21 protein-coding genes are annotated in these 25,605 nt (G+C 37.4%); 6 read left to right on the forward strand and 15 right to left on the reverse strand.

The genetic code is table 11. From position 1 onward, the window contains the following. Nucleotides 1–92: 92 nt before the first annotated feature. Entirely contained in the window at nucleotides 93–1,412 is a 1,320-nt protein-coding gene (gene xylA, locus H5161_RS11180; protein ID WP_024599023.1) for a xylose isomerase, read from the reverse strand. Between the two features lie 30 nt (nucleotides 1,413–1,442). Next, nucleotides 1,443–2,900, reverse strand: coding sequence for a xylulokinase (gene xylB / locus H5161_RS11185; RefSeq protein ID WP_182769288.1), 1,458 nt, complete (start codon nucleotides 2,898–2,900; stop codon nucleotides 1,443–1,445). A gap of 301 nt (nucleotides 2,901–3,201) precedes the next feature. Here xylB and H5161_RS11190 point away from each other — a divergent pair, with 301 nt between their 5' ends. From H5161_RS11190 to H5161_RS11205, 4 genes are all read left to right on the forward strand, one after another. Continuing rightward, nucleotides 3,202–4,233: a LacI family DNA-binding transcriptional regulator gene (locus H5161_RS11190; protein WP_182769289.1), complete on the forward strand. Its 1,032-nt coding sequence runs from the start codon at nucleotides 3,202–3,204 to the stop codon at nucleotides 4,231–4,233. A gap of 30 nt (nucleotides 4,234–4,263) precedes the next feature. Continuing rightward, nucleotides 4,264–5,694, forward strand: coding sequence for a sugar porter family MFS transporter (locus H5161_RS11195; protein WP_310737010.1), 1,431 nt, complete (start codon nucleotides 4,264–4,266; stop codon nucleotides 5,692–5,694). A gap of 115 nt (nucleotides 5,695–5,809) precedes the next feature. Next, entirely contained in the window at nucleotides 5,810–7,192 is a 1,383-nt protein-coding gene (locus H5161_RS11200; RefSeq protein WP_182769291.1) for a BNR repeat-containing protein, read from the forward strand. Between the two features lie 178 nt (nucleotides 7,193–7,370). After that, complete coding sequence (locus H5161_RS11205; protein WP_182769292.1) at nucleotides 7,371–8,783, forward strand: BNR-4 repeat-containing protein; 1,413 nt, start codon at nucleotides 7,371–7,373, stop codon at nucleotides 8,781–8,783. A gap of 313 nt (nucleotides 8,784–9,096) precedes the next feature. Here the strand turns inward: H5161_RS11205 and H5161_RS11210 are convergent, their stop codons facing one another. The 4 genes from H5161_RS11210 to H5161_RS11225 all read right to left on the reverse strand — a co-directional run bounded on the left by H5161_RS11210 (nucleotide 9,097) and on the right by H5161_RS11225 (nucleotide 14,686). After that, nucleotides 9,097–9,975: a DNA replication terminus site-binding protein gene (locus H5161_RS11210; protein WP_182769293.1), complete on the reverse strand. Its 879-nt coding sequence runs from the start codon at nucleotides 9,973–9,975 to the stop codon at nucleotides 9,097–9,099. Between the two features lie 182 nt (nucleotides 9,976–10,157). Continuing rightward, nucleotides 10,158–11,501, reverse strand: a complete 1,344-nt coding sequence (locus tag H5161_RS11215; protein ID WP_182769294.1) for an ATP-binding protein — start codon at nucleotides 11,499–11,501, stop codon at nucleotides 10,158–10,160. A gap of 78 nt (nucleotides 11,502–11,579) precedes the next feature. Continuing rightward, nucleotides 11,580–12,584 carry a site-specific integrase gene (locus H5161_RS11220; protein ID WP_182769295.1) on the reverse strand — a complete coding sequence of 335 codons (1,005 nt, stop codon included), beginning with the start codon at nucleotides 12,582–12,584 and terminating at the stop codon, nucleotides 11,580–11,582. A 689-nt stretch (nucleotides 12,585–13,273) separates the two neighbouring features. Continuing rightward, a complete protein-coding gene (locus H5161_RS11225; protein ID WP_182769296.1) occupies nucleotides 13,274–14,686 on the reverse strand; it encodes an FGGY-family carbohydrate kinase in 1,413 nt (470 codons plus the stop codon). A 375-nt stretch (nucleotides 14,687–15,061) separates the two neighbouring features. Here H5161_RS11225 and H5161_RS11230 point away from each other — a divergent pair, with 375 nt between their 5' ends. Then, complete coding sequence (locus tag H5161_RS11230) at nucleotides 15,062–15,841, forward strand: DeoR/GlpR family DNA-binding transcription regulator (RefSeq protein WP_182675207.1); 780 nt, start codon at nucleotides 15,062–15,064, stop codon at nucleotides 15,839–15,841. A 203-nt stretch (nucleotides 15,842–16,044) separates the two neighbouring features. Here the strand turns inward: H5161_RS11230 and H5161_RS11235 are convergent, their stop codons facing one another. From H5161_RS11235 to H5161_RS11275, 9 genes are all read right to left on the reverse strand, one after another. Next, nucleotides 16,045–17,415: an NAD(P)(+) transhydrogenase (Re/Si-specific) subunit beta gene (locus tag H5161_RS11235; RefSeq protein WP_182769297.1), complete on the reverse strand. Its 1,371-nt coding sequence runs from the start codon at nucleotides 17,413–17,415 to the stop codon at nucleotides 16,045–16,047. Between the two features lie 9 nt (nucleotides 17,416–17,424). Continuing rightward, nucleotides 17,425–17,700 (reverse strand): NAD(P) transhydrogenase subunit alpha, encoded by a 276-nt coding sequence (locus H5161_RS11240; RefSeq protein WP_182769298.1) that lies wholly within the window; start codon nucleotides 17,698–17,700, stop codon nucleotides 17,425–17,427. Further along, nucleotides 17,697–18,851: an NAD(P) transhydrogenase subunit alpha gene (locus tag H5161_RS11245; protein WP_182769299.1), complete on the reverse strand. Its 1,155-nt coding sequence runs from the start codon at nucleotides 18,849–18,851 to the stop codon at nucleotides 17,697–17,699. Before H5161_RS11245 ends, H5161_RS11240 begins: the two co-directional genes overlap by 4 nt. 210 nt (nucleotides 18,852–19,061) lie before the next feature. Beyond that, a complete protein-coding gene (kduI, locus tag H5161_RS11250) occupies nucleotides 19,062–19,892 on the reverse strand; it encodes a 5-dehydro-4-deoxy-D-glucuronate isomerase (protein WP_182769300.1) in 831 nt (276 codons plus the stop codon). Between the two features lie 57 nt (nucleotides 19,893–19,949). Further along, a complete protein-coding gene (locus H5161_RS11255; protein ID WP_182769301.1) occupies nucleotides 19,950–20,723 on the reverse strand; it encodes a glucose 1-dehydrogenase in 774 nt (257 codons plus the stop codon). A gap of 23 nt (nucleotides 20,724–20,746) precedes the next feature. Beyond that, complete coding sequence (locus H5161_RS11260; protein ID WP_182769302.1) at nucleotides 20,747–22,039, reverse strand: TRAP transporter large permease; 1,293 nt, start codon at nucleotides 22,037–22,039, stop codon at nucleotides 20,747–20,749. Continuing rightward, nucleotides 22,036–22,539 carry a TRAP transporter small permease gene (locus H5161_RS11265; protein WP_182769303.1) on the reverse strand — a complete coding sequence of 168 codons (504 nt, stop codon included), beginning with the start codon at nucleotides 22,537–22,539 and terminating at the stop codon, nucleotides 22,036–22,038. Before H5161_RS11265 ends, H5161_RS11260 begins: the two co-directional genes overlap by 4 nt. Then, entirely contained in the window at nucleotides 22,536–23,522 is a 987-nt protein-coding gene (locus H5161_RS11270; RefSeq protein ID WP_182769304.1) for a TRAP transporter substrate-binding protein, read from the reverse strand. Before H5161_RS11270 ends, H5161_RS11265 begins: the two co-directional genes overlap by 4 nt. Next, nucleotides 23,519–24,430: a sugar kinase gene (locus H5161_RS11275; RefSeq protein ID WP_182675190.1), complete on the reverse strand. Its 912-nt coding sequence runs from the start codon at nucleotides 24,428–24,430 to the stop codon at nucleotides 23,519–23,521. Before H5161_RS11275 ends, H5161_RS11270 begins: the two co-directional genes overlap by 4 nt. 340 nt (nucleotides 24,431–24,770) lie before the next feature. Here H5161_RS11275 and H5161_RS11280 point away from each other — a divergent pair, with 340 nt between their 5' ends. After that, on the forward strand, nucleotides 24,771–25,604 hold the full coding sequence (locus tag H5161_RS11280; protein WP_259397841.1) for a DeoR/GlpR family DNA-binding transcription regulator: 834 nt from the start codon (nucleotides 24,771–24,773) through the stop codon (nucleotides 25,602–25,604). The last annotated feature ends 1 nt before the right edge of the window (nucleotide 25,605 follow it).

A 25,605-nucleotide genomic window follows, 5' to 3' on the forward strand; every position in this document is an offset into this window, starting at 1 on the left:
CCACTGTCGGCAACGACCGTGGTTACTTTTTTGAGTTGTTCTAACAAGTTCATAATGATGTACGCCTCGGCTTTAAAACCGAGGCGATGTCCTTATACGTAGCGGTTAACAATATTCTCAAGCAGTTCTTGGCGACCAGAAACTTGCTTAGGATCGATGTTGTTCTCGTGTACTAAGGCTGAAAGGCTCTCAAGTGATTGCTCACCATTTAGAATGCTTTGACCTAGGTCTTCTTTCCAGCCTGCGTAACGTTTTTCAACAAAGTCAGACAGCTCGCCACCTTCAATCATTGCTGCTGCATTGAGTAATGCTTTAGCCATCGTATCCATACCGCCAATGTGACCAATGAATAAGTCATCGCGTTCACACGATTGACGACGAAGTTTAGTGTCAAAGTTAAAGCCGCCCGTTGTAAAGCCACCCATTTTTAAAATTTCGTAAACAACAAGTGTGCACTCAGCTACATCGTTAGGAAATTGGTCTGTATCCCAACCGTTTTGCATGTCGCCACGGTTAGCATCAATACTACCCATAATGCCTTCTGCGCAAGCAACTGCAATTTCGTGATGGAAACTATGACCCGCAAGTGTTGCGTGGTTTGCTTCAATGTTTACTTTAATTTCGTCTTGTAAGCCGTGCTTGTATAAAAAGCCTGCAACTGTTGCTGTATCGTAATCGTACTGGTGCTTAGTTGGCTCTTGTGGTTTTGGCTCAATTAATAATGTGCCTTTAAAACCAATTTTTTTCTTGTGCTCTACAACCATTTTCAAAAAGCGTGCGTACTGTTCGCTTTCTTGTGCAAGGTCTGTATTTAGTAGCGTGTCGTAACCTTCACGACCACCCCAAAGTACGTAATTTTCGCCGCCTAAACGATGCGTAATTTCCATTGCATGTTTAACTTGTGCTGCTGCATATGCATACGTATTAGGATTAGGGTTTGTTGCACCACCGGCACAAAAACGCTGATTTGAGAATAAGTTAGCAGTACCCCACAGTAGTTTTACACCTGTGCGCTGCATTTCTTTTTCGATAATGTTAGCGATATGCGTTACGTTATCGTGGCTTTCTTGTAGTGTTTTGCCTTCAGGGGCAATATCAACATCATGAAAACAAAAGTAAGGAACGCCTAATTTTTCATAAAATTCAAAGGCTACTTTTACTTTTTGTTCAGCAAGTTCTAATTGATTGCCTACAGGTTGGATCCAAGGACGGTCAAACGTACCTTCACCAAAAATATCAAACCCTGTAGAACAAAAGTTATGCCAGTAACAAGCTGCAAAACGAAGGTGCTCTTTCATTGTTTTGCCAAGCACTACTTGGTTTTCGTCGTAGTAACGAAATGCAAATGGGTTTTTAGAGTTTTCACCCTCAAATTTAATTTTTTCAACGTTTGTAAAAAATTGCTCGCTCATATTGTGCTCCATTAATTTTATAATAGTGTATTAAAAGTATGTTTTTACACTTTGATAAAGTGCTTTGTATGTTGTGTATTGCTGTGCGTAAAAGTCTTGCATGATTGGGTCTGGCTCAATGGTTTGCGTTACTTTGCCGTTAACACACACTTGTTGTGCAGAGAGTTGTGTTACTGCTATTCGGGCAAGCCTTGCAGCGCCAAATGCGGGACCAACTTCTGAGCCTTCTCGGTAAATTAGGGGACGGTTAAGTACGCTTGCGATGATTTTTCCCCACAGTGGGCTTTTAGCGCCACCACCAATAACGGTTACATCGTCAATTTGTGCGCCGGCATCAAGCAGTACTTGCTGGCCATCGGCAAAGGCAAAAGCAACGCCCTCGAGTACTGCGCGGCCAAGGGCTGCTGCATCGGTATCACTGTCTAAACCAAAAAACACGCCTTTGGCATCGGGGTTATTATGCGGCGTACGTTCGCCAGTTAAATAAGGCAAAAATATCACTGAGCTTGGTTTGCTAAAGTCGCATTTACTTACTTGTTCAAGCAATGCACCTTCGTTTTCAAAACCAGTTAATTTAGTGACCCAGGTTAAACAGCTTGCTGCGCTTAACACCACTGACATTTGGTGCCAGGTGTTTTCAATGCAATGACAAAAAGTATGTACAGCACCTTCTGGGTTAGGCAGGTATTTTTCGTTGGCAACAAAGTAAACGCCCGAAGTACCTAATGATAAAAACGCTTGTTTTGGCTTTACTACGCCTACACCGGCAGCGCCTGCGGCATTATCGCCACCGCCTGCAACAACAGGTACTTGCTCCATTCCCCATTTAGCAGCAACTTGGGCTGTTAGTTTGCCTGTAATTTGTGTGCCTTCAAAAAGAGTAGGCATGTGTTGCTCTTTTAAGTCGCAAGCACTAAGCATTTTTTGCGACCATGCTCTTTTTTCTACGTCTAGCCATAATGTGCCTGCAGAGTCAGACATATCTGATGCAAAATCGCCGGTCATTAAAAAGCGTAGGTAGTCTTTTGGTAATAATACTTTGGCTACTTTTGCAAAATTTTCTGGCTCAAACTCTTTTAACCACACCAATTTAGGCGCAGTAAAACCAGGCATTACTATGTTGCCGGTAATATTACGAGAATTTGGTTCGCGTTTTTCAAGCTCTACACATTGTGCAGCACTACGCCCGTCGTTCCATAAAATGGCTGGGCGAATAATATTATTGTTTTTATCAAGCAGCGTAGCGCCATGCATTTGCCCAGAAAGGCCCACAGCCTTTACCGATTTTAGTAATGCAGGGTGAGTATTTTTAAGATCCTCGATTGCACTACATGTAGCAAGCCACCAGTCTGTAGGGTTTTGCTCAGAAAAAAGTGGTGCTGGGCGTGAAACGCTTAAAGATCCACTTGCTTGAGCAAGCAATTGGTCTTTCTCGTCTAAAATAATTACTTTTACACCTGAAGTGCCTAAATCGATACCAAGGAACATAATCAAAATTCATTATCTGTTTGTGTTAGCGCTAACATAATCGATCGCTTAATATTAAGTCAATAGCTGTGCTTGAATAGTCAGTAATGGAGTGTTTTTTGAACTTTTCATTAGGTTTATTTGTTGCGCTGTTATATTTTTTGTGTTTTATTGTTACCGCTAACATTTCCATGTATAAAAAATAATAATAAGATGTTCAACAATCGGTATGGAAACAGCCGTTTTAAGCGTGCGTCATGAAAGCTATCGAAATGCAAGCGCTATATATCAATAAAAAGATTATTAATAGGTAATTAAAAACATGGCTGAGCCTAGAAGAACAAGAATTCAAGATGTAGCTGAGCAAGCTGGTGTATCCATGATGACGGTTTCACGAGTACTCAACCAAGACAAAAAAGTAAGCAATAAAACTCGTGAAAAAGTAATGGCGGTTGTTGAGAAGCTAAATTACCGGCCCAATGTGTCTGCGAGACGTTTAGCGAGCAGTAAATCCTTTTTTATTGGCTTGTTATACGATAACCCTAGTGACTCGTATATCAGCCAGTTTCTCTTAGCTTCACTAAAAAAATGTCGTGCTTTGGGTTATCACCTGGTTGTAGATGAAGCCCACTTAGATATTAATAAAACGATAGAATCAGTTAAACAACTGATAGACGTTACGCAGGTTGATGGGATGATTTTATTACCACCGATGTGTGACAACGAAGATGTGCTAGAAGTTCTTACCAAAGCAAATGTACCATTTGTGAGAATAACGCCAGATACTAAATTAAATAGCTCTCCCTATATTTGTATGGACGATTACCAAGCTGCGTTTGATGTTACAGAGAGGCTTATAAATCAGGGTCATAAAAAAATTGCTCATATTATTGGTAATAATAAACAGGGTGTAAGTCGTTTGCGCTACCAGGGATATTTAGATGCGTTGCGTTCTAATAAAATTACTACCCCCCCAGAATACATAGAGCAAGGAAGTTTTACTTATCAATCGGGAATGGAAGCTGCAGTTAAGTTACTTGCATTAGATGACAAGCCTACAGCGATATTCGCAGCAAATGATGATATGGCTGCAGCTGTTATATCAATTGCACAACAACAAGGTATCAATATCCCAGGCGATCTCTCAGTGGTTGGCTTTGATGATACTCAACTTGCTCGATCGGTGTGGCCGCGTATTTCAACCGTTAAACAGCCGATAAATGAAATGGCCGAATTGTCAGTTTCGTTACTCGCCTCTGGCCAATATGACAATATGAGCAATTTAAAAAGTTTGGAATTAAGACATATTTTAGATTTTGAATTGATAGAGAGAGAGTCGAGCTCTATCAAATAAAGTTGCAGCCAGCTTTTATTCAAAATTTGTATAAGAACAACAACACACACAATATGGATACTTATGAACAATAAAGAGAATGTACTTTTAATTGTCATGGTTTGCTTTGCTGCAACGATTGGCGGGTTTTTGTTTGGATTTGACAGTGGTGTAATAAATGGCACTGTCGATGGCTTACAAACTGCGTTTGGATCAAGCAGCGTAGGCACAGGTTTTAATGTATCGAGTATGCTTATAGGTTGTGCTATCGGTGCGTTTACAGCAGGACGGTTGGCGGATAAATTCGGCCGTCGTCGCATTTTACTTTTTGCAGCTGTATTTTTTATTATCAGCGCCTGGGGATCTGGTATTGCAGATGCTTCTATTGAGTTTGTCATCTATAGGGTATTAGGTGGCCTGGCAGTTGGTGCTGCTTCTGTGATGACTCCTGCCTATATCAGTGAGATTGCACCAGCCAGATATCGTGGGACACTCTCCACATTACAGCAGGTTGCTATTATTTTTGGTTTGTTTTGTGCTTTTGTAAGTAACTACTTTTTAGCGGATACTGCCGGAGGATCAACTAAATTATTTTGGCTTGGTTATGAAACGTGGCGTTGGATGTTTTGGGTAGAGTTACTTCCTGCAAGTTTATTTCTTATAGCTTTGTTGTTTATTCCAGAAAGCCCTCGTTATTTAATGATGGTTGGGAAAAAAGAGTCAGCGGTCCGTGTGCTATCAAATTTATATGGCCAAGAAACGGCTCTAATCAAAAGAGATGAAATAGAAGCATCATTAGCTACAGATAAGCACCAACCAAAACTATCAGACTTAATAGATAAGTCTAAAAATAAATTGCGTCCTATCGTTTGGGTCGGTATCGGCCTGGCTACATTTCAACAATTAGTTGGTATAAACGTCGTCTTTTATTACGGTGCCGTGCTTTGGCAAGCTGCGGGCTTTAATGAATCTGATGCATTGCTAATTAATATTATCAGTGGGCTAGTAAGTATTATCGCTGTATTTATTACAATGTACTTTATTGACAAAATTGGGAGAAAACCATTTTTATTAGTGGGCTCTGTGGGTATGACTGTGACATTGTTCACGATGGTTTATGCCTTTGTTAAAGCTCAAACCGGTGCTTCAGGTAATTTAGAATTAGGTGATCAAGGTATCGTCGCATTAGTTGCAGCAAACGCTTATGTGTTTTTCTTTAACTTGTCTTGGGGGCCTGTTATGTGGGTAATGCTTGGCGAGATGTTCCCTAATCAAATTCGAGGATCAGGCTTAGCGGTATCAGGTTTCGTACAGTGGATAGCTAACTTTTTAATCACCTGGTCATTCCCTATTATGCTAACTGGTGTTGGTCTCGCTGGGGCATATGGCTTTTATGCAATTTGTGCGCTCGTTTCGGTGGTATTTGTCTTTATGTTCTTGCATGAAACAAAAGGTAAAGAGCTAGAGGATATGCAGGGTTAAATTTGTATTTAATATGCAGTGAGTTTCTTTGTAATTTTTAAGCATTATGTAGCGCGTTTAAATTAGCATATGTAACTCACTTTAAGAGCGAATTATAAATTTAAAAGTGAATACTATGTTTTTAATCAATATGAAATATATGAAGAAAATAATTTATTGCTTGGTTTTTTTACCGATGTTTTTCAGTTCAATAGTGTATGCCAAAGAGCCGGAGATCACGAGCATAGCAATCGATAATGTATGGTCTGGGCACAGAATTAAGCCTTATTTATTAACTCGAGGCGAGCAACAATTTGTAGCTTATTATGATGCAAATCGCCAAATGACGGTGGCACACCGACAGCTAGGTGGTAAGTGGAGATACTACAAAGTAGATAGCTGGTTAGGATGGGATAGCCATAACTATGTCACTATGGAGCTAGATTCTGAAGGTTACTTACATGTCATGGGTAACATGCATGCAGATCCACTTGAGTATTTTCGTATGTCAGAGCCTTTGAATGTACGTTCATTGAAGCGTGTTTCTGTTATGGCTGAAAAGTCACTCGAAAAAAGAATGACTTACCCGGTTTTTCTTCGCAACAAACAAGAGCAACTTATTGTAAAGTATCGCGATGGCGGCAGTGGGAATGGTAGCGAAATTTACAACATTTATAATACTCAATCTAAGTCATGGAGCAGGTTACACGCTAATACTTTCTTAGATGGAGAAGGTAAAATGAGTGGTTATTTCGAAGGACCTACGCTAGGCCCTGATGGAATGTTCCATTTAATTTGGGTTTGGCGCAATACACCAAATGCGGCGTCTAATCACAGTTTGTCTTATGCAAAAAGCGAAGACCTGATTAATTGGCAAAATTCAAACGGTGAAGATATTTCATTACCTATAACTGCGAAAAGTGCTGAAGTCGTTGACCCTGTTCCACCCTTTGCTGGAATGATTAATGGAAATGTAAAGATCGGGTTTGACCACAATAAGCAACCTATCATTTCATATCATAAATATGATGCAAATGGCGATACTCAAATATACGTTGCACGAAAAGAAGGCAAGGGTTGGGGAGCAGTACAAATTAGTGATTGGAAAGGGTTTCGTTGGGACTTTGATGGGCACGGGTCGCTAGGTCGGTTTAAGGTCAAACCTTACTCACCCGAGCTACTAGGAAATAATAAACTAACAATATTAGTTCGAAGAAATGATGATGTCATGCGTTTTATACTAGATAGTGATAGCCTAAAAACGATTAAAGTTGAAGAAGCTGATATTTACCCTCCTATTATTAATGCAGCTACTGAGGTTGCTAATTCCCACCTGTCAAAAGGTAGTGGACTGATTAAATTAGAAAACCATGTCTTTAAGGGTAAAGGAGATTCATCAGCTTTTGGTAAAAAGTTTTACTTATCTTGGCTTACACAGCCTGGTAATAGAGATAGTGCTCATAGTTATATATCTCAACCGAGTGTATTAACTCTGAGTGGAATTAACGATAGCAACTGACTAATTCTATATTTATAGTTTTTCGCTTCAGCCATCATAAGCTTATATGATGGCTGACCTATTCTGGCTCTTCCCACCTTATTAACTTGCATTTTCAGTCATATTAAATCAATATTTATCAAAATAGCAGTTCATTAAATGATTCTGACTCATAATCGGTAAACCACAGGTGACAACAATGAAAAAAATAATAAAACCACACAGTGTTATTTCTACATGTGTAGCACTTCTTCTCACTGGATGTAGCCATTTTAAATCCAGTAATGATGAGTATGTAGATTACTTTGCCAATGATGCAACCGGTAATCCTTTGGCCATAGTTCAACACCCTGCAGGTATTTACCATGACGGGGTAACGTATGTTTCGTACCAAGGGCCTTTAGAAGACCCCTATGTCGTTTCTTATAATCATGAAACCAAGGAGTGGAAAGGGCCATATAAAGCTGGCATAAGTGACATGGGTAAAGATCCATCAAGAAGTAAAATAGATAATCACGGTAAACCAACTATTTTGATGGATGATTTAGGCTATATTCATGTATTTTTTGGTGGTCATGGAGGGATGCCTAAACACGGTAAAAACCCTTTAGGTAATACTCATTATGGCAGAAATATTCATGCTGTTACTAAAAATCCTTATGATATCAGTAGCTGGGAAGAGCTTGATACAATTCCTGTCTTTGGTACTTATAATCAAGCGGTAAAAATGGATAATGGTGATATTTATCTATTTTATAGGCATGGCGCACATCGTAGCGATTGGGTATATCAAAAATCTACCGACCACGGCCGTACATTTGAAGCACCAGTTTCATTTTTGAAGCATAAAAGACGAGATGATATTGAAGCTGTTGATAGCTGGTATGCGTGGGTTGAAAAAGGGGAGAATGATGAAATTATAATTGGCTACGATTACCATGTTTGCTGGGATGGAAAAGCAGGTATTAATGGACGAGGTCATACCACTGAACGACATAATGCATACTACATGACATTTGATACTAAAAACGACGAATGGCACAACATAAAAGGTGAGCAGCTTCCACTTCCAATCACTCGTGAAGTAGCAGATGAAAAGACGCTTGCTTTGAATACGGGTGATAAATGGACCTTTAATGGTACTGTTCACCTAGACTCTAGCGGCTACCCGCATTTAGCAACTAATATCGGCAAAGATATAGGTATGAAAACAGGCGGGCCCAAGCAAACGACGCATATTCGTTGGAATGGCTCAAAATGGATCTCAAATAGCGCAGTTGATTCAAGTGCTGTTACTAGCAATCAAGATACACGAGGGGATTTTATTATTAAAGCCCCACAAGAAGTAAGTTTTATTCTTGAATCAAAAGAGGGTAGTGATGGTGTAATTTCTTATTGGGATAGCAAAGATGGAGGCACTACTTTTAACAAAGGTGATGAATTAATTAGACGCACAAATTCTAATTGGGCGATTACTTCAATCATCAATGATGGGCATCCAGATGCAAGGATGGTGGTGGCTGAAAAGCAAAAAGGTAAAGCCAATAGAAAAGTTTACTTACTAGGTGATAATGGTCCTATTCAGCGTTTAAAGTCTGAAGTAGATCATTAGAGTTAATAGTCATCTACGCTAAAAATAATAAATGATACAACCTCACTCAGAGGATTACGGAAAAGCTAACTCGACACTTTTACGAAGATTTCGTCTAAGATTAGAGTTATGCTTTCTGCTTCCTCTGTAAAAATTTTATGTCTATCCCAAGTAGAACTAATTTAAAGTAGCTTAGTTGATAGAAGTACGAGAGACCTTAGTTATTGCTCATCAGAGGGTGACTTTAAAAAGGTATATATTTAAAGTGAGTTGGGAGGCGCTGATATAGTAATTAACCCGCACTTAAAATATACCACGATGCTAGATTAAATAGCTAAGATTGATCAATAAATTCACTAACAACATACAGTCGTTTAATAAGATAATTTTGAAATTGCTTTTTATTCTTCTTATCGATGTAACTTCTCAGTGGAGTTATTTTTATAGGTTCAGCGGTAAAGATAATAGCAGGTAGATGGCCATAAAACATAATAGTTTTCGTATCATCAGTAAATGAAATGTTTAGCTTAGGTACGATGGGGAGAGGTCGCTTCACTTTAACGAAGTCGCTAGTATTATTTCTAATTAAATCAACTTCTTTATCTACCCAGGGAGCCCATTCAGATTTAGTTTTCCCTGCCGGAGGATTGTTTTTACTTCTTTGTAGGTAGTCTAAAAACTCACTTTTTTTTATTCTACGCATACTGTTCTTATTACACCACGTAAACCCAACGCGCCTTACTGGTGAGGTTGTGGTTTTAATTAAGCGATAAATCTGTAAAGTAATTGCGTTTGGGCATACGCTCTGTATTAATTCACGTTTTTTTGTATGATTTAGTGTGCTTGAGTTAATTAAACTTTTAATTTTTAATTTTAGGTAATTACATTGATAGACTAGCTCTGAAATACGCTCTCGATGCACTGGGTTTAATTGAATAATTCCTGGTAAACGAAATGGGTATTTCGCAGAGTGTTGGTAATTTGGCGTGAATCTAGAGAATGCCCCCGTAGCCATACTAAGAGCTGTGAAACCGGTAAAAGACTCTGGCTCAATGAATTCCCACCCACTTGAATCTGACACATCACCTGCTACAGCGGGTAACTTATAGCACTGCGCATGAATTACCTCTGTTTCTAATAAAGATTGGTTTAGTAAATCTGTAAATTTTACTAGCTGATTATACGCACAAGCTATTTCCATATATAAAGACATAAAGCTATACCATCATACTAAGTATTAACAATATGTCAGACTTCTGCCCCGATGTATAGTCAATAATTTATATAGTAACCGTTTAGGAAAGAAGATTAAAATAGATTTTAGTATGATGATATAGTGATAGTTCTAGTTACCTTTGCTAAATTAGTTAAGTTTTTAATTGTTAGGGGAAAAGATCATGCCCCCTTTTTAAACTCATTCTGAATATCATCTAAATTGTCTAGTGAAAACCCTCTATATGAAACTCTATAGCCCTTTTTATTTAAGTTCTGCAGTAAACTCTTAGACTTCAGTATCAGTTTAGACTCACTATACTTTTTGTATTGGCGCTTAACTTCAGCAATTAAAATTTCTTTATCTAAATCGTTAATAGCAACAATATCGATTTCATCTTCACCTTTACTATTCCAATAACTACCAATATTGTTAAATTGCTTTGATTCTATAATAATAGCTTTAAATAATTCCTCTAGCTGGGTACCCGAATACGTATCAAAGTCCCTATATACTATGCGTCTTATGAAGTCGTAGTTCTCTATTTCAACCGCACTTCGGTTACTATATATAAAACGAAACCAAAAGCTTAGAAATTCATCTGCAATCTTATAGCGAATGTCTCTAGAGTTTTCTTTTGCAGTAATCGGTCTGAGCTTAGTAATGATATCAAAATCTTTTTCTAACTTATCTAAGTGTACGCCGACACTCGTATCTAAATAACTCTCTATTCGGGGCCGGCTATTGTAGCCACTGGCTATAGCACCTAAAATATCAAAATATGCACGGTGCTCAGAGCCAAAATCTTCCACAAGTCGATGCATCCCCTCTTTTATTAAGGGCGAACCATTTGAAATTAGTGTGTCAAAAGGTGAACTACCTGCATTAGTTAGCCACTCAAGGTATTTAGGTATACCTCCAGATAAACACCACCAAATAAGCATATCGTTTGGCGTATATTTATCATTATCCTTCATAATTGCTTTTATATAATTCGGCGCCAAAGGATTAACTTTAAAAAAGTAATCATCACGGTTAAGTAATGGCTGCTTTTCATCCTTAAAGATTCTTGTCATTAAATTGTACATAGACCCGCAACAAACCAAATGCATCATCGATTTATTTTTGTATTCGTCCCATAGGTTTTGTAAATCTGAAAATAGGCTATTATTTACTCGTTCAATATCCTGAAATTCATCAATAACGACAGTAATAGGTGTATGTGTGGAGTAATCGAGTAAGTATTCATATATATCTTTCAAAGACTCGGGCTTAAAGAACTTTGTATTCAATTCATTTTGCAATATAGCTGAGAATTCGCTGACTAACGCACTCTCAGATTTTCGACTTACAAATAAATAAAGGTGTTTCTGCGCAATACCTTGAAAAGCCTCATTAAGTAAGCGTGTTTTTCCAACACGCCTACGACCAACAACGACACTTAACCGACCTTTAGATTGTCCTATATCATCAGAGATCGTTCGTAACTTATTAAGCTGGACTTCTCTATTATAAAACTTTTGCATACACTAGCCCCTTAAATGCACTGTAATTAATATTACAGTAAATTTTATTACGGTAGCAATAATAAGTATATATCAATATTAAAACAAGCTATTTAAAACATCCTCGTAAGCTTTCTCTTCATCATTAACAATATACAAAGCCGTTGTAACTTCTTTCGCATGGCCTAAAAGCTTACTGATACGACTAATTTTGACTCCTTTATCATCAAGCCAGGTCGCGTAAGACCGCCTTAACGAATGAGGGGCAACTGTGTTGTACTTTCTGCATAGCTCATAAATTGCATTTCCTGTTAAAAAGTTATTTTCTCTTATAGAAAAACTACCGTTCTTGGATACTTTTATGAAAATCGGGCCGCTAAGTATGCCTCTTGTATTTATCCAGTCCTCTAAAGCAGCTTTAGTCACAGGATGAAGCGCTACATACCTTTCTTTGTTACCTTTACCAACTATCTTAATGTATTGAGAGCTAATAAAAATAGTACGTCGCTTGCTTATTTCTATATCTAAGGAGGAGAGCTGAATATTTGCCAGTTCATTTCTTCTGAGCCCAGTACCTATCAATAAGTGAAAGATGGCTTTATCTCTTATCAGTTTTACTTTATTAAATGGGTTGCTAATTTCAATGCGTAGAAGTAAAGCTTGAAATTCATTTCGGTCAATTACTTTATGCTTTTTTATACGTGAACCGGTAGAACCTTTAACTTTTAAAACCCCATCTAGCTGTAGGCGAGATACTTGGCCAAGTAAATATGCGTGTTCGCATACGCTTTTGGCTATAGAGACGTAAAGTGAAATGGATTTTGGTGAAAGGCCTTTATCTTTTAGTGTATGAATTAAACTATTTATATCTACAGATGTTATTTCACGCCAATTAATATCGTAAAAAGATGAATAGTTATTGTGTTTTGCTATTGCTTGTAAGCAACGTATCGCTGTTTGTTTTGAGGTATCAGCATTCAATGAATGTATATAGTTAAATATCGGACATTTATTATCAACACGTACAGTATGAATTAAATTCTGTTTTGTTGCTGGTAATTGCTTTACATCATGGTCCATAATTTTTTTTAACCTACTTTTCATAATGCACCCAATTTCCTTCAACATATTAATCTACATATTTATACACTTAAACATTACTTGTGTAAACGTCCATTTACACTATTTAATGCATTATGTTAAATTGGATGTTATATATTTTTTTACTTACAATTCCTAATGTATTTTAATTCAAAAAACGCCTTTAAATAATCAAAGTAGGGCACGGAGGTATATTATGTTAATAAATAAAAGCAATTACCGCCTCTCTCAAAGTAACTGAATAACTCAGTCACAGAATAAATAAAATATAAAAAGAAAAGCGATCTTTGCCATTACAAATTTTTACTAAGTTAATTGGAGTTGCATGGGGTATGAATTACCCAAGAATAGGGGTTACACGAAAAAAGTTGGCTCGCTTAAAAAAGCCTCAGTCAAACTGCTTAAACCTAATATTTTTTTATTTCGATATTTTACTAACCTTTTAAACTAGTGGTAGACACCTTGCTATCAAATTAACTTAAAAACATTAAACTGTATAAAAACTCTACTTATAAAAGTAGAGAGCAAAGCTGAGAAGTCGAGTAATTACAAAGCAGAATTTTACTAACTTATCTTAATAATTGCTTACATTTTGATGTTGATACACATTATAAACCATTAAGAGCATTTACCCGCCTAAATTAAGCCTATAAATAATAATAAATGGGCCTCAGTAGATTAAAAACTGATCCCTACAATACAGTAGATCTAGATTCAGCATATTCTCGCCACTGTTTCTTATACCCTGAAAGGTTACTAAGCTCAGTAGTTGACGAGGGTTCACATTCAATTTCACACTGAACATTGCCCCAATCAGATAAATAACCAGCACCTTGTACTGTCCCTGTAGAGTCTTTTGATAAAATCACCTTATTATTGTCTCTTAACTGATTCAAAACAGCGCATAATAAAGGATTCTTCAAAAAAGCTCCTTCGATAAAAATGTCACCTTTGGCGCCCAACATATCCAGTTGGTAATCTATCATTAAAGCACTATATATCGTTGCTAATGCAATACCACTTACTTTATCTGTATTGGTAGTAAAACCACACATAGCACCTCCAAATGGGCCACTTCCATTACTGAAGTCAGGCAATGCAAACACTTGTTGATCAATAACATTTTGAATGTCGTCAACATTAAATTGCTCGCCAAGCCAGGAGCCTGCTTGCTCACAAATAGCTTCAAATTCTCTGCCGCCCATGAAGCGAGCACAAGCAATCGCCTCCTGCATAGCATCAATATTAGCAAGCATATCTTTATCAGCATCAAGGTTACTGAGTGGGACCTGAGATGACATCAAAATAGTCCAAGTTCCAGTCGATATTACGGTGAAAGGTGCTTTATTTTGGGTCAGTTTATATCTTAAAAAACTCGCATTACTATCATGAATACCGTTAAAAAAGTGGCATTGTGGGTCAAGTCCAAGCTCAGCTATAAGTGAAGATGATACTTTGCCACAATTAAACCAAGCGGGTTTGATATCAGGTAGTAATTTCTCACACCCTAAATGATCAACCAAAGAGGAGTAGGTATTAGTCTTAATTGACCATAGATCTGTATGGCAACCCAAGGATGTTATTTCATTTACTCTTTGTCCGGTAAAGCGCCACACCCAATATTGAGGATACATAAGTATATCCGTGACCTTTTCAAAGTCATTAGGGAATTTTGCTTTAAGCCAATATAATTGACGACCTAAATTTAATCCAGCTGGCAATGACGGTGAAAAAGTATCATTGAACGAAGGCCTAATACTTTCATATTCAGGGCTTTGCTCATAAACACCTGGGTATTCATAATCTAGAATAGGGAGTACAAGTCCATCGGTACCTATCGCTTTACGATCAATCAACGCCGCCGTAGCTCCATGCGTTGTTATATTAATCGCATTGATCCTGTATATTGGTGTGATCTCTTTAATACCTGCAATCAGCCAACCCCAAATCTCGCTTGTATTAATACTAGGGAAATGTCCTTCCTTTACTACTGTATTTTTCATTTGTTTGGAAAATACAGAATTATATTTATTATCTAACACATGCAGTTTTACATGTGTTTTACCTATATCTATTACCAAAGAATACATCGTCATTTCAGTCATTTTTATTACTTATTATTAATGTAAATAGAAACACAACCCATCTTTACCAATGCTTTTATCAACTAATTTTAGTCCAAAACGCGTTAGCATAACTAAGACAAGGTATTATATGTATCTTAGTTTACACATAAAGAAAGTGATTGCAAATGATTAGTTAAGATTGAATTTGAGTAAATTGATTTTTTGAAAGAATGTATTTTAAAAATAGCCGTTGCGCTAAATAATGTAATTCATTTACTACATTGGAAGTTTAAGCATATAACTATCCGTAAAACCTATTTTTTTCCTTTTTAACTTATATAGTGATAAACTTTTAATACTGTATATGTATTATGAAATACATATAGCCCTTTTTGGTAAATGGAATAGTTATAAATGTTAGAAAAACATAGACAGCAGCTGATTAAAGAAATTGTAGATCGCGAAAGTTTTGTTAGTGTAAAAATTTTAACTGATAAATTATCTTCATCTGAAGCAACTATTCGCCGAGACTTAACGAAAATGTCTGAACGAGGAGAGATTGTTAAGATTAGGGGAGGGGCTCAATCAAATTCTAATAAGAAAAAGAACATTCAAAGTTCAACATTTGAGATTGATAAGACTAAGCGAACAGATACAAAAAAATTAATAGCAAAGAAAGCTGTAGAGTTATGTGAAGATAATGATTCTATTATTATTAACGGTGGCAGCTCTACATATATGATGGGAGAGTACTTAACCGACAAGAAATTGAACATCCTAACAAATTCTTTTGTTTTGGCTCACTACCTTTCCGAAAGCAGTGACAATTTAGTATCACTGCCTGGAGGAGAGATTTATCGTGAGCAAGGGATTATACTAAGCTCTTACGAAAAAGATAATACTGAACATTATCGAAGTTCGATGATGTTTATGGGCACGCCAGGGGTAGGTACATTCGGTGTAATGGAGTCAGATCCATTACTAATACTCTCAGAACAAAAACTAAAAAAACAAACGGATAAATTAATTATACTCGCCGATAGCACAAAGCTAGGCAAGCGAAGTAATTTTGTTTTCTGCCCTTTAGAAGAAGTTGATGTGCTCATAACTGATTCAAAAGCGGATAAAGAAATGATTAAGTACTTGAAAAGTAAGAATATCGAAGTCATTATTGTTGAGTCACTAGATGACTAAACCGGAGGGTAACTTTGTTTACCACTTATTTAATTCACGTATTTAAATAATTAATAAACTCTAAAGCCTGACATCTTCAAAATTTCATTAGTACATTTCTATATAGTAATTCCACATTGTGGAAGCCGAGTAATAGCTTAAGAATTTAAGTTTATGATATAAGAAGTGCCTTCATTATGAGGGCACTCTTGATTTTTTATTACTCAATCAGCAAATTGGCGTACTAAACTATTGAGTGTTTCTTTTGCGTCTCCAAAAATCATCCGACAATTTGGTTTGAAGAACAGTGGATTATCCACTCCTGCAAAACCAGTGGCCATACCACGCTTGAGAACAAATACATTCTTTGCTAAGTCTGCGTTTATTACTGGCATTCCATAAATCGGACTACCAACCATCTCTCTAGCCGCTGGGTTGACAACATCATTAGCACCAATGACTATAGCAATATCAAAGCCTTCAATACGCGGATTAATTTCATCCATTTCAAATAATTGTTCGTACGAAACATCAGCTTCGGCAAGTAGTACGTTCATATGTCCAGGCATCCGTCCTGCTACAGGGTGGATCGCATACACGACTTCAGAACCATTGTTTTCTAACAAAGCTTGCAACTCTTTCATTGTATGTTGCGCCTGCGCTACTGCCATACCATAACCAGGTATTACGAGTACCGACTGCGCAGCCTCTAATACATAAAACGCATCGTCTGGGCTTAATGGTTTTATTTCGCCTTCTATCTTCATTTCACTTGTATGAACTTTTTGAAAACCTGACGTTAGGACATTGACTAAAGAGCGGTTCATCGCTTTACACATAATGTTTGTTAAAATTATGCCACTTGCCCCAACTAGCGCACCAGCAACAATAAGCAAATTATTTTCTAAAGCAAAACCAGCTGCACACGCCGCTAACCCAGAGTAGCTATTCAGTAATGAAATTACTACTGGCATATCGGCTCCACCAATAGGTAATACCAACATTACACCCATTAACAAGGCCAAACCAATTGCAATATAGTGCCATGTATTAACGTCTGGTTGTGTCACTAATAGATACCCTGATGTAGCTATTGCAAAAATTAGCAATACGTTCGCGATAGCCTGACCTTTAAATACAACCGGACGACCTACAATGCGCTCGCTTAGTTTAGCCCACGCAACTATACTGCCCGAAAAAGTAACAGCGCCAATTAACAGCGCTAAAAAACTTACTACTAATACAAATACAGTAGAAGAAGCATCGCTAACTATTGCTGCATATGCAACAGCTAAACTCGCTAAGCCACCTACGCCGTTAAATAGCGAAACAAGTTCAGGCATTGAAGTCATTTCAATTTTTTTGGCTGCAAATATACCTACCGCAGATCCAAGAATTATCGCTATAACAATAAATTCAAATGAGATAATTTGTTTATCTAATAACGTAACCACAACAGCAATTAACATCGCAAGACTTGATAGTAGGTTTCCTTTACGTGCAGTAGAGGGATGGCTTAAAAGCTTTAAACCAAAAATAAAGAGTAATGCGCACAACACATACACAGCATTTATGAATATTGAATAATCCGACATCTCTCTCTCCTAGCGCTTTTTAAACATTGCAAGCATGCGGTCAGTTACTAGGTAACCTCCAACTACATTAACAGTTGCTAACATAACCGCAGCTGCACCGAGCCATGTTGCTAATTGATCAGATTTACCACCGGCTAAACTCAATGCACCGATAACCGTGATGCCTGAAATTGCATTGGCACCTGACATAAGTGGTGTATGTAGAGTCGCAGGAACTTTACGTATAAGCTCAAAGCCTACAAATATAGCCAGCATTAGAATAAATAAAAGATAAATACCTGTCATGATGCTTGCTCCATTGCTTGCGTTTTTAAGTCGCTAATCGTTTTATTTGTAATATTGCCTTGATGGGTGATTACAGCACTTTTTTGAATATCGTCATCAAGATCTATAGAAAAGCACTTAGTATCTTTTCCCCAAAATTCACTAACAAGATTAAGCAAATTATTGGCATACATTTGTGATGCATTTAGCGCAACTCCACTTGGCCAATTACCAGTACCTATCACTTTTACACCTTCAATGATCGTGGTTTCACCCGATACCGAACCTGCGACATTACCACCACTTTCAGCTGCCATATCAACAATCACCGAGCCCGCTTTCATTAGTTTTATTGTGTCATGATTAATTAATACGGGTGGTTTTCGGCCAAACAATTGCGCTGTTGTGATCACAATGTCTGACTGGGCAATACATTGAGCCTGAGCTGCTTGCTGCTTAGCAATTTGGCTTTCATTAAGAGCTTGCGCATATCCCTGTGCTGTTTGGCCTGTTTCACCTAGATCGATATCTAAAAATTTAGCACCTAACGAACGTACTTGTTCTGCTACAACCGATCTTGTATCAAATGCTGTCACAGCAGCTCCTAATCGTTTAGCCGTAGCAATAGCTTGTAGCCCAGCTACGCCAGCACCAATAATAAATACTTTTGCTGGTTTGATAGTCCCTGCAGCTGTCATCATCATGGGTAGGATACTAGAAAGCTCTGCTATTGCTTTGGTTACCATTACATAGCCTGCCAGGCTTGCCTGCGAACTTAATGCATCCATTTTTTGACAGCGTGTACTACGAGGTATCATTTCCACACTTAAACTAGTTACTTGGTGCTGACAAAGCAAGTCTACGTAATCATGGCTATTAAAAGGGTCTAAAAAACTAATAACTGTTTTCCCCTTTGCATGCGCGACATCCTCTACAGGGAGTTTATCTACAGATAAAATAACATCAGCTTGAGCTAAAATTTCAGCTCGATTGCTCAATACAGTTGCACCAGCGTTAGTGTATTCTTCATCGGTTATAAAAATGCTTTCACCTAGACCTGATTCAACAATTACATCAGCGCCTAGCAATATATAAGATTTAACATTTACGGGTAATAAGCCACACCGCCGCTCGCGGTTACCCTTTTCTTTTAAACAAACTATTTTGGCCATAAATTTTCCTCATTCCTAAATTTAAGGTGCAATTAATCCTCCAAAAAATATTGGTGGACACGACTTTAATATCCACTAAGTGGATAAATTTGAATAAGCCCAAACAGCTAAAGCGAAGGTGGTTACTTTATAAAAACTGTTTGGGTATTATCGGGTTGGCGAACGCCAACACAGAGGTAAGACGATCGCTTAATTAAAATGCATAGTTAGTTAACGTAATGCATTTACCTCAATATGATCCATGTCATCAAACTCTTGATTCTCTCCACCCATTGCCCAAATGAATGTATAATTTGATGTTCCAACGCCACTATGAATAGACCAGTTAGGCGATGCTATAGCCACTTCACTTTCTATTGGTAGTGTACGTACTTCAGACGGCTCTCCCATAAGATGAAATACTTTTTCATCTTTTGGTAAGTCAAAATACATGTAAACCTCTGTTCGTCTAAAGTGGGTATGTGGTGGCTTAGTATTCCAAACACTCCCCTTTTTGAGTTCAGTAATACCCATTACTAATTGACAGCTGTCAACAATACCCGGGCGGATAGATTGAAATATAGTGCGCTCGTTTGAGGTCTCTTGCGAGCCTAGCTCAATAAACTTCGCCTTACTTTTTGGTACGTGAACGGTTTTAGTTACACGATGTGCGGGATAAGAAGCTAAATAAAATTTAGCAGGGCTATTCGCATCATTAGATGAAAACTCTACAGTTTTGCTTTCTTTAGCAATATACAAACTGTCGCGATTATTCATTTGATATAATGTACCATCAACAACAATTGCACCCTCACCGCCAATATTTATAATCCCCACTTCACGACGTTGACAGAAGTAGTCAGCTGCTAACTCTTTATGAGTAGGCAGAATAATTGAGTCTGCAACGGGTGTAATACCACCAATCACTGCGCGATCAACATCAGTGTAAGTTAAATTGATTTTACCTGCTTCGAACAATGGTGCGGTCACAAAAGCATCACGCAATTCATCATTACGCATTGTTTTATAACTTCTAATATCAGCTGAGAACATAAAGTTCATAAAGACCCCTTTTGTATAAGTAATTTATACATTTTAAAATTTAAATTTGTTAATGACTTAACGCGCCATCCAACCGCCATCAACTAACATTACATGACCGTTTACATAATTCGCTGCACTACTTGATAAGAAAACAGTAGCACCAGCTAAATCTTCTGGCTTACCCCATACACCACTTGGAATGCGAGCTGTTATACTTTGATGACGCTCTTTGTCTTGACGAAGGTTATATGTGTTATCAGTTTCGAAATAACCAGGTGCTATCGCGTTTACTTGAATATTATTGGCAGCCCATTCATTCGCTAATGCTTTTGTTAACTGCGCAACGCCACCTTTGCTTGCGGCATAGGCTGGCACAGTGATACCACCAGAAAAACTTAACAACGAAGCGATATTAATGATTTTACCAGAGCCTTGCTCAAGCATATGCTTACCCGCTTCACGGCAAAATTTAAACACACCATTTAAATTGGTATTAATAACCTCATTCCAGTCGTCATCTGAAAACTCATGTGCAGGTGAACGTTTTATAGTACCTGCATTGTTAACCAGAATGTCGATTCGGCCAAACTCACTGATTGTATCGGAAATGGCCTTGTTAATTTGCTCACCGTCCCCTTGATCGCAACCAAGAGCCAAACAGGTAACACCTTTTTCTTTTAATAGAGAGATTGTACTTGCAACATTTTCAACCTTTGAGCCAATTGCTACAACCGTTGCACCAGCTTCACCTAATGCAATTGCCATTGCTTGGCCTAACCCACGGCTTGCGCCAGTAATAACTGCAACTTTATTCTCTAAGCCGAACTGTTGCTTTAAATATGTGTTCATTATTAAATTCCTATATAAATAGCTTAAATTAAATCTAAAAGTTGAGGTAAAAATTCACTAATCGACGGGAAGATTGTCACTAAAATAAGCGCAACCACCATTGCTACATACAACGGCAGTATTGGTTTAACTATGTCACTAATAGACACTTTACCAATACTACATCCAACGAATAACACGCTTCCCACCGGTGGTGTACATAATCCAATTGATAAATTTAAGATCATCATAATGCCAAAGTGTAGAGGTGAAATACCTAACGACTCAGCGACGGGTAAAAAGATAGGCGTAAAAATAAGGACCGCAGGTGTCATATCCATAAACGTTCCAATTAGTAATAGAGTAATATTAATAATTAAAAGAATCATTAATGGGTTATCAGATAATGCCAACAAAGTTTGGCTAATTGTTTGTGGAATTAACTCATAAGACATTAACCACGACATTGCCGAAGAGGCACCAATCAATAGCATTACAATTGCAGTTGTATTAACAGATTTTAATAAAATAGGATAAAGGTCTTTATAGCTAAGCTCTTTATAAAAAACTAAAGACACAATTAGTGAGTATAAAACGGCAATAGCACCGGCTTCGGTAGGTGTAAAAAATCCACCAATAATGCCACCAATTATCAAAAAAATTAAAAATAGACTTGGAACAGCACCAAAAAGAGATGGCCAGAAAGGCCCTATAGACTCATTTGATAAAGGTTGAATATTTTTACGTTTAACATACAGAGCCGCTCCCCCAATCAACAAAAGCGTAACTAATAAACCAGGTAAGTAACCTGCGATAAACAATGCAGCTATTGATACACCACCACTGGCCAGCGAATAGATTATTAATATATTACTTGGAGGTATTAACATACCTGTTGTAGCAGCAGTTACAGTTACAGCAGTACTAAAAGGCTTGTCATATCCTTCTTTTTGCATTGCAGGAATCATGAACCCACCAATAGCTGAAGTCGCGGCCACTGCAGATCCAGAAATAGAGCCAAAAAGTGCACATGAAATTACATTTACGAATGCTAAACCACCGGGAAGGCGTCCCACTAATACTTTTGCAAATTCAATCAACCTTAATGCAATGCCACCTTGGCCCATGATGTACCCAGATAAAATAAAGTAAGGAATAGCCAGTAATGCAAAACTATCAATACCAGCTGTTAATCTTTGAGCTATTGTTGTAAGAGCAGGTAATGTATCTATTGTCGCTAACATAGTAACTAATGTTGCAAATATAATAGCTAATGCTATTGGCAAATTAACTAACAATAATAATACGAATACACCAAACAAAATCATGCTTGTCATAAATTCTTCTCCTGCTCAATTGAGTAATTTTGGGCATTAAAGAAGAAGTAAGTGCTATACAATAAAAATAGTAATCCGCTGAAGGGTAATACCATATAGACACCAGCCATCGGCACATTTAGAACAGCAGAGTGCTGACCGAGTGTCCAAGTTAAGTGGACTAAGTTAAACCCACCGATAATCAATACAGAGATTGCAAATATAGTGACTAATAAACAACATAGCTTAAAAATAATTTTGGCTTTCGCTGCAGATAAATTTCTTACAATCAAATCGAAACCTAAGTGACTATGCTCTCGATAGGCATAAGCTCCACCAAGTAAACTAATCCAAATAAGTAAAAATCGAGCAACTTCTTCAGTAAATGAACTCGGTTGAGGTAAGATAAACCTAGTGAGTACTTGCCACGTCACATCAATAACAAGTAGCACCATCATGATAGTGAGTAAAACGCGTAAATAGCAGTCAATCGTTAACAGAAATTGTTCATAAATTTTCATTTTTGCTCTCCGATTTCTTTAATGCTTTCTACCAACGGCTCAAGTAAAGTTCCTTGTAGTGAATCATAGATTGGGCGCACGCTTTCCTGAAAAGGCTTTTTATCTGCAATAATTATTTCAACACCAGCCTCTTTTACTTTTTGTAGTGACATTAATGTCGAATCTGCCCAAAGTGATTTTTGATACTGAGTCGCTTCTATCATTGCCTGATTTAACCATTGTTGCTCTTGAGGCTTAAGCTTATTCCACACTTTAGTACCGATAACAATTACGTCAGGAATTGAAGTATGCTCGTCTAATAAGTAGTATTTACTAACCTCATAGTGCTTCGAGAAATAAAAGCTAGGCGGATTATTTTCTGCACCACCGACGATTCCTTGTTGAAGTGCTGTATATAACTCCCCCCAACTAACAGTCGTTGCCGCACCGCCCATAGTGTTAACCATACTTACAGCTGTTTTACTATTCATAACTCTTATTTTTAGCCCCTGAAGATCTTCAGGCTTCTCTACTTTACGCTTTGTAGAGTAAAAACTACGACTACCTGCATCAAAGTACCCTAAGCCCTTAATCAAAAAGGGAGTACCGGCATCAAGTAAGTCTTGGCCAAGTTCACTATCTAAAGTTTTCCAATAATGTTCATGGTCGTTAAATAAATAGGGGAGGCTAAAAACTTTCATTTGTGGTACAAAAGCTTCAAGCGAGCTCGCAGAAACTTTCGTCATTCCCATACTACCAATTTGGAGGAGCTCAAGAACCTCACGCTCAGTACCCACTTGAGCTGACGGATAGATAATCAGGCGCATAGTGCCCCCTGATAACTCTTGCAGGACTTCATTCATATAAACAAGTGACTTATGGACTGGATGTTTAGTATCTAAATGATGGGCTAAGCGAATTGAAGTTTGACTATCATCCTTACTACCGCACGCAGATAAAAGAAAAAGAACAAAAATAGTAGAAGCAAATCTAAAAAATTTCATAAATCACCACCTAATAAACATATATCGCGATTTATGATGGCACCTTTATACATGATGACCGTACTAGCACATTGCTGCCCAGCCTTAATACAAGCTTCGTCGTTTCGACCTTGTAACTTAGCAGCTATATATGCTCCATTGAATGAATCACCTGCGGCTGTTGTATCAACTGGAGTTAGTACTGTTTCTAATGGATAAAATGTACATGCTTTATCTTTATAAAAATGACAACCGCGGTGACCATTCTTCACAACAACTTCAGAAGTGCCTGAATCCACCCAACGAGTAATACAATCTTCTATTGAGTGGGTTCCATATAAAGCTTTTTCATCATCAAAGCTCAGTAATGCAATATCAGTTAACGACATCATCTTCGTAAAAACTTCTATTGCATCATGAGTACTCATCCAATTATTTATCCGGTAATTATTATCAAAGATTACTATTCCGCCTTCTTTACGGTATTGCGATAGGCAATTAAATAGCGCAACTAAATCATCTTGAGGGTAAAGGGAAAGAGTTATTCCGCTTAGGAATATCATTTCATAAGATTTGATTTCATCTAATATGACAGGATAATCAGAAAGCATTGTGCGGACAGGAGAGTTTTGTCTCCAATAGTTAAAGTAACGCTCGCCATTTTCATCATTATTAATAATATATAGGCCAGGCAATTTACTGTTTTTAATTCTTACATGGTTAATACCCACACCTTCACTGCGCCAAGCGTCCAGCATATTTTGGCTGTAGGGATCATCACCTAATACTGAAAAGTAATCGGCTTCGCCATTGCATCGACATAAATAAATAGCAGTGTTTAAAGTATCTCCGCCGAAGCCCATTTTAAATTGGTCATCACTTTGTTGACTCAATTCAATCATGCATTCACCTAGTACAGCTACTTTCACAATTACATCCTTAGATTAAATCTACATAAGCCACTATCGATAATTCACTGCTTTAGTATTCTTTTTGTTCAAGAAGTATTTAGCTGAATGATTCTAACTGCAGGTTATGTGATTGTAAATGATTATATTGAGCGATAATGACTGAACGTAATATTTTTGTCAAACTCGTAAATATTATATTAAGTGTTTTTATCTGCTAAAACGCCCACTCACCTAATGGTTAATACTAAAAAAAGTTAGAGGCTGCATAAAAAAATCAAATAATGTCAAAAAATGTCTTTTATGGTCAGGTGTGATATAGTTATATGACTAATTTTTTAATGGTTAATTTCTATTTAATATGAATAAATCTTCTGTAAGTATTGTCACCAATGAACAATCATTACCTATGCTAGAAAAGCATAGGCAACAATTAATCATAGACATTTTAGAGCAACGCCAGTTTGCGAGTGTGCGTAATCTAACTCAGTTGCTAAATGCTTCAGAAGCTACTATCAGACGTGATATTACTAAAATGTCTAAACGTGGTGAAATAACTAAAATTAGAGGCGGTGCAGAATCTATAACAGGAGAGAAGAAGAAAAAAAATATCTCTAGCTCTTCATTTGTTGTAGACAAGACAAAGCAAGCTAATACAAAAAAGCTTATTGCAAAACGTGCGGTTGAGTTATGTTCTGATGGTGACTCCATTATAATCAATGGTGGTAGCTCGACTTTTATGATGGGCGAATACCTTGCTAAGTTACAGTTAAATATACTTACAAACTCTTTTGTATTAGCTAACTACATTACGGAAAATAGTGATAACCAAGTTTCGTTACCTGGTGGCGAAATTTATAGAGATCAAGGCATTATTCTCAGCTCATATGAAAGTGATACCACCGAAAATTATCGGGCTACTATGATGTTTATGGGCACGCCAGGGATAGGGGAATTTGGAGTCATGGAGTCAGACCCCTTGCTCATTAGATCAGAACAAAAATTAAAAAAACAAACTGAGAAATTGGTTATTTTAGCTGACAGTACTAAGCTGGGTCAGCATAGTAATTTTATTTTTTGCCCGCTGTCTGAAGTCGACATTCTAATTACTGACTCGAATGCAGATAAAAAACTAATCAAGGACTTTGAAAGTCAGGGTATAGAGGTAGTTATTGTACCCTGCGCCACACCGTAAT

This window comes from Pseudoalteromonas sp. SG43-5 (assembly GCF_014164345.1).
Classification (GTDB): Bacteria; Pseudomonadota; Gammaproteobacteria; order Enterobacterales; family Alteromonadaceae; genus Pseudoalteromonas; species Pseudoalteromonas distincta.